Below are 6,486 nucleotides of genomic sequence, written 5' to 3' on the forward strand. Positions count from 1 at the left end.
AGAAAAATATGATAGATATATCTGTAATAGAACAGCTAAAATATGATGTTGGCGACAGCATGGCTATTGAGTTACTCAAAGTGTTTGTTGACGAGTCTAAAAAATTAGTAGAACAAATGCTTAACTCAACCAACACTAATGATATAGAGCTTCATGCACATAGCTTAAAAAGCAGTAGCTATAGCTTTGGTGCAATACATCTAGCACAAACATGTCAGCTGATTGAGCAAAAAGTTAAGACCAATGGCTTAAACCCAGAGGTTAGGACTTTGTTAAAATTAGCTGACTCGCAAAGTAAAAAAACTTTTCAACAAATTAATCAATTAGTTAATAACGCTTAAGCGTGTTTTTCTGCATTAAAAGAGCTTTTTAATAATTCTGAAAATACATTATTTAACTCATCGATATTATGTAAATGTTTACCCGTTTTATTGCATTTATTCCCGTGTTGCAAAATTTCCATAATCGCTGGAGGAGAAATACTTAAATCGTATATTTTAGCGCCGAGCTTTTTTTGTAACCAATCAATACCTGCACTATGAGTGTATTGCATTACACTGTTCTCTTGCGCTGTATTTTCAATAAATACACGACACGCAGAGGTTTTTTGAATAGCGAGTGCAATATCGTCGATTAAAAAAGCGGGCATAATACTGGTTATGATACTGCCAGGGCCAATAATCACTAAGTCAGCATTTAAAATAGCTTCAACAGCGCCTGGTGATGCAGGTACTTTTTTAGATAAATATACTTTCTCAGGTAGTAAATTTAAGGCATCTATCGCACACTCACCAAACACTTTTTCACCGTTATCAAGCTCAGCGACTAAGTCTGTTGGTATATCAGACATGGGTAAAACGGTTTCACAATTACCAAGTAGTTTATTAAAGCATGCAATAGCCTGAGTAGGAGAGGCCATAACTTGAGTCAAACCTAAAAGAGTTAAATTACCTAAGCTGTGACCTTCAATATCGCCGCTCGTAAATCTGTGTTCATACACAGAATGAGCAATTGAACCTTCACCCGCTAGTTGAACACAGCAACGGCGAATATCACCAAGGGCGATGCAATTTTGTGCTTCTCTAATCCTACCCGTCCTGCCGCCATTATCGGTGGTTGCAACGATTGCTGTTAAGTTATTACACAAAGGTTTTATTGCGCTTAAAACTTGTGCCAATCCGTGCCCACCGCCTATGCAAACTATTTTCATCGTTTTGCCTTGGTGTTTGTTATTTACATTAATTAAGCAGAAATCATTCCACTCTAGCAAAAAAAATAACTCAATGATTTATATTGAATTTTGTTCTATAATAAATAGTCATGTCATCGGCTTAAGTTTTTTTTGCAAAACGCGATGCATTTTAAGTGGGGAAACCGGTATGCAAAATAGTGATTTAATTACTGTTAGTGAATTACAAAGTCAGTTAGAGTCATTATCTCAATGTAATGATGAAATTGATATTTTAGCGACTATCTCCGCTTTTTTGCAGCCGTTGCTTCATTATCAAGATTGTATAATCCTACAAAAAATTGATAAGCATTATCAAACTATAGGCACTAGCAATATTGATTTTTATGATCAGAAATGGCCGCATTGCAGATTGTTTTTACAGGTATTAAAAAATAGCTATGCATTTTGTAACAATCCGTCAGAAGATCTCGAATTTAATTTTTTAGAGGGCAATGCCAAAACTGCACTTAAAGCGTCTTTATTGATAAGTGTTAGCACCTCCAATGAGCAAGGCATATTTATTTTTACTAATGTAGACATAAATGGGGTCAGTGACGTTGTAGGTTCAGATCTTATAAAGCTGTTTTTTCAACAGGCGTTCTATGCTTTTTTGAACTTAATGAAGTTACACGCTCAAACTCACCAATCTATTTTACTGCTTGATAAATTTTCTCAACTCTCTAGTTTATTTAAAGAGCTTGCTAGTGAGTGGTTTTGGCGCACAGATCTTAATATGACGTTTATTAGCGTTAATAATATTGAAAGCGAAAATAACACTTACGCTCAACTTTTTATTAATAAAAAAATTGATAATTTACTCACTATTAATGAGCGAAAAAACACACTGAAATGGCAGCAATTCTCAGCTTTACTTGCAGAGTATGACGATTTTAGTGGTTTTGAATTTGAAGTTTATGCAGTTAAGCCCCTTTGGGTATCTCTTAATGGCAAATCGCAGTTTGACGATCAGGGAAATTTTATTGGTTATTTAGGGATTGCCAAAGATATTACTTTTTCAAAAGAGCGAGAGGCCGCACTTGAAAGTGAAAAATTAAAAGCTGAAGAGGCCAGTCAAACCAAGTCAAAGTTTTTAACGATCATGTCACACGAGATCCGTACTCCAATGAATGCGATTATGGGGATGATAGAGTTATTACTGGATACTGAGCTCACTAAAGAACAACGACAGTGGCTGGACTATGCTAATTCAAGCGCTGATATTCTATATGGCCTAATCACTGATGTGCTTGATTTTTCAAAAATCGAATCAGGAACAATTTTATTGGTTAACAAACCTCTTAATGTAAAATTATTAATAGAAAATATAGTAGGGCAGTTACACATAATAGAAGACAGTGACGATATTATCTTCTCAGTATCAATAAGTGACGACATACCTACCTTAATAATGGGAGATGAGTTTAGATTAGGGCAAATACTCTTTAATATTATTGGAAATGCATTCAAATTTACGCGCTCTGGACGTATTTTACTATGCGTAAGTATTGTTGATGGAAAGCTTAACTTTACTGTCCAAGACTCTGGTGTTGGTATCGCAAAAAAAGATTTGGTTTTTATATTTCAGCCTTTCAGGCAAGTTAACGATGGCATTAACAGAAAGAATGAAGGAGTTGGTCTTGGGTTAAGTATTTCAAAAAACCTAATTGAGTTAATGGGGGGCTCAATTACTGTTGATACGCAACTTGGGCTTGGCAGTACTTTTACTATTTTAATTCCATTTGCAGAAGCACCTATTAGTGAAATGAAGCCTGAACTATCTGCAGAGCATCCTGTTTTATCGATCCTCGTTGCTGAAGACAACAAAACCAATCAGGTATTAATTAAAGCGTTCTTACAAAAATTAAATCATAAAGTGACAATAGCTAATGATGGCGCCGAAGCGATTGAATTTATGAAGCTCAAAAAGTTTGATTTAATTTTAATGGATATTATGATGCCAACGATGGATGGGTTAACTGCTACACAATACATACGTAATGAATTATTAAGCGATATTCCTATTTACGCACTCACCGCCAATGCCGCAACCGACGATAAAGCATCGTGCTTTAAAGTCGGCATAAATAAAGTACTGACCAAACCAATTAAGTTTGAGACTCTAAAAGCATCTTTAAACTCGCTGTAGTGCGCATAAATAACAACAGATTAAAAAAGGCCGTAATGAGTTTAAATTACGGCCTTTTTTAATTTTGTTATCCTATATTCTGGATCTGCTCTCTCATTTGCTCAATCAACACTTTAAGCTCAACCGCTGCATTGGTAATATCACTATTGATTGATTTAGAGGCGAGGGTGTTCGCTTCGCGGTTAAACTCTTGCATCATGAAATCTAAACGACGACCACAAGCGCCACCTTTTTTAAGGATTTTTTTAGTTTCTTTGACATGAGATTTTAAACGGTCTAGTTCTTCAGCTACGTCTTGTTTTTGTGCAAGGTAGATGAGCTCTTGCTCAAGGCGAGCTTCGTCAATATTTGCAGTTAAATCTTCTAATTTTTGTGCTAATTTTTCACGCTGCCATTTGGCAATTTCTGGCATGTGAGTTTCAACTATCGCTACTTGCTCTAAAATAGCATCAAGACGAGTGGCTATCATTTCTTCAAGATTAGCGCCTTCATCGCCACGTGCAGATTTAAAATCTTCAATCACTTGATCAAAACCAGCAATGAGTGCGGTGTTAACGCTATCCATATCTAGTTCTTCAGCTTCCATAACACCAGGCCAACGTAAGATGTCGACAGGATTAATATCGCCATTACTTTGTTGTTGCACCCATTTGGCGCTATTGATCAGTTGTGCAGCCAACGCCTCATTAATTGAAAGCTCACCAACATGGGCTGGGTTTGCCACAAACTTTAAGAACACTTCAACCTTGCCGCGTTGTAAATGTTTACGTAGGCGCTCACGGATCACCGGCTCCATGCCACGAAATTGCTCAGGTGCGCGAATAAAGGTTTCAAGGTAGCGTTGGTTAACTGAACGAACTTCCCACGTGCCAGTGCCCCAATCGCCTTTTATTTCGCGACGCGCGTAAGCAGTCATACTGTGGATCATGGATGGTTTCCTAGTTTTATTAAACAATATTAAAAGTGATTATACCGTAACACTGGTTAAGCTCTAGCGGAAATTTTTGTTGCTGCGAATTTTACAATTTGCTTTTGTTTAAATCAGCATGGCATCTACAGCTATATATACATATAATGTGGGAAATTCTGAATTAAGGGGATCGTGAATGCGTCCAAGCGAAAGAACACCTAACCAAATTAGACCGGTTACATTTACACGTAATTACACTTTGCATGCTGAAGGCTCTGTGTTGGTTGAGTTTGGTAACACAAAAGTACTTTGTACAGCCACTGTTGAATCAGGTGTACCGCGTTTTATGAAAGGCCAAGGTAAAGGCTGGATCACAGCTGAGTACGGTATGTTACCGCGCTCTACCCATACCCGAAATGGCCGTGAAGCGGCGCGTGGCAAGCAAAGCGGTCGTACTATGGAAATTCAACGTTTAATTGCACGCGCACTTCGTGCCGCAGTTGATTTAAAAGCGTTAGGCGAAAATACCATTACTATTGATTGTGATGTTATTCAAGCTGATGGCGGAACTCGTACTGCATCAATCAGTGGTGCTTGTGTTGCTCTAGTCGATGCGTTAACACATATGCGTAGCAAGGGTATGATCAATTCAAATCCTCTTAAATTTATGATTGCAGCTATTTCGGTAGGTATTTATAAAGGCCAAGCTATTAGCGATTTAGAATATTTAGAAGATTCTGACGCTGAAACAGATATGAACGTAATTTTGACCGAAACAGGTAAAATTATTGAAGTGCAGGGTACAGCCGAGGGCGAACCTTTCTCGTTTGATGAGCTTGATGAATTACTCACTCTTGCGAAGCATTCAATCCGCGAAATCATTGACGTTCAGAAGCAAGCATTAGCTTAATAAGTAATAGGTTTATAGTAATGAAAGATTATCAAATAGAGTTTATTGAATTCGCCTTAGAAAAACAGGTGTTAAAGTTTGGTGAGTTTACTTTAAAGTCTGGCCGTACTAGCCCTTACTTTTTTAATGCGGGTTTGTTTAATACAGGTCGTGACCTTGCACGTCTTGGTCGTTTTTATGCTGCCGCCCTTGAAGATGCAGGCATTGAATATGATGTTTTATTCGGTCCTGCTTATAAAGGTATTCCAATTGCAACAACTACCGCAGTAGCACTTGCAGATCATCACAATAAAGATGTGCCTTATTGCTTTAACCGTAAAGAGAAGAAAGCACACGGTGAAGGCGGCACATTAGTAGGCTCTGAGCTAAAAGGCAAAATCATGTTAGTAGATGACGTGATCACTGCTGGCACAGCTATTCGTGAGTCTATGGAAATCATTGCAGAAAATGGTGCGGATCTAAGTGGTGTACTAATAGCTCTTGATCGTCAAGAAAAAGGTAAAGCTGAGCTTTCTGCAATTCAAGAAGTAGAACGTGACTTTGCTACTAAAGTTGTTTCGATAGTAAAACTGGCCGATCTTATTAGTTATCTTGAAAGCAAAGGTACTATGAATGAGCACCTAGCATCTGTAAAAGCCTACCGAGAGCAATACGGTATTGCTTAACCTAAATTGTTTATTGAATTTAGCAAAAAAAGCCCGGTGAATTTCACTGGGCTTTTTTATGTTATGTCGCGTGATTGAGTTATTAAAACGTAAATTAAGTATAGATTTTGTGGTGTTTGGTATGAATCATAACCGAACAGCACTTTATTTCAAGTTTTCTTTAAAAAACGCTTGCGTAAAATTCGCCGCGCCCTATAATGCGACCCCACTGAGACGGCAGACAGCAACGCTTAGCGAGGCAAGAGTTAATCAGTTAGTCGAGTAAAACTTGAGTTTAGATTATTAAGAAAGTTTAAAATTAAGTGTTGACAAAAAAATAGGAAAGCGTAATATGTGCAGCCCTAGCGAGATAAAGTTTAACTTTAACCGCAAAGTTCTTTAACAATATAAAGCAATCATCTGTGTGGGCACTCGTACAGATTGAGTTCTAACAGCCGAGCTTAGTTCGCTAAGCAAGGCAAAAAATTTAGAGTCTCAATGTGATCTCTCGAAAGAGAAGCTGAGTGACCAACAGAAGTAACTTATTTATAAGTTGCTTCGGCACAGTCAATTCAATATCGAAAGATATTAAATAAATTCAGAATTCATTGAGCGTGTCGGCTCTCTTTATGGGAGAAGACAGAA

Annotated in this window: 6 protein-coding genes; 4 read left to right on the plus strand and 2 right to left on the minus strand. The window is 37.5% G+C overall.

What is annotated here, in order from left to right:
* Positions 1-8 precede the first annotated feature (8 nt).
* Positions 9-341, plus strand: a complete 333-nt coding sequence (locus H5158_RS06875; RefSeq protein ID WP_149980674.1) for an Hpt domain-containing protein — start codon at positions 9-11, stop codon at positions 339-341.
* On the opposite strand, the gene yvcK is transcribed toward H5158_RS06875, so the two are convergent.
* On the minus strand, positions 338-1,210 hold the full coding sequence (gene yvcK, locus H5158_RS06880) for a uridine diphosphate-N-acetylglucosamine-binding protein YvcK (protein ID WP_182739713.1): 873 nt from the start codon (positions 1,208-1,210) through the stop codon (positions 338-340). The genes H5158_RS06875 and yvcK overlap by 4 nt on opposite strands.
* 169 nt (positions 1,211-1,379) lie before the next feature.
* On the opposite strand from yvcK, the gene H5158_RS06885 reads away from it, so the two are divergent.
* On the plus strand, positions 1,380-3,377 hold the full coding sequence (locus H5158_RS06885) for a response regulator (RefSeq protein ID WP_182718102.1): 1,998 nt from the start codon (positions 1,380-1,382) through the stop codon (positions 3,375-3,377).
* Positions 3,378-3,444: 67 nt separating this feature from the next.
* On the opposite strand, the gene H5158_RS06890 is transcribed toward H5158_RS06885, so the two are convergent.
* The gene (locus tag H5158_RS06890) at positions 3,445-4,305 is read right to left on the minus strand and encodes a YicC/YloC family endoribonuclease (RefSeq protein ID WP_182739714.1); all 861 of its coding nucleotides are present in this window, start codon (positions 4,303-4,305) and stop codon (positions 3,445-3,447) included.
* 178 nt (positions 4,306-4,483) lie between these two features.
* On the opposite strand from H5158_RS06890, the gene rph reads away from it, so the two are divergent.
* Both rph and pyrE read left to right on the plus strand, forming a co-directional pair.
* Positions 4,484-5,197, plus strand: a complete 714-nt coding sequence (gene rph, locus H5158_RS06895; protein ID WP_145237114.1) for a ribonuclease PH — start codon at positions 4,484-4,486, stop codon at positions 5,195-5,197.
* 20 nt (positions 5,198-5,217) lie between these two features.
* Positions 5,218-5,862: an orotate phosphoribosyltransferase gene (gene pyrE / locus H5158_RS06900; protein ID WP_182739715.1), complete on the plus strand. Its 645-nt coding sequence runs from the start codon at positions 5,218-5,220 to the stop codon at positions 5,860-5,862.
* Positions 5,863-6,486 lie beyond the last annotated feature (624 nt).

The organism is Pseudoalteromonas sp. SR45-6, from assembly GCF_014163545.1.
Lineage (GTDB): Bacteria > Pseudomonadota > Gammaproteobacteria > Enterobacterales > Alteromonadaceae > Pseudoalteromonas > Pseudoalteromonas rhizosphaerae.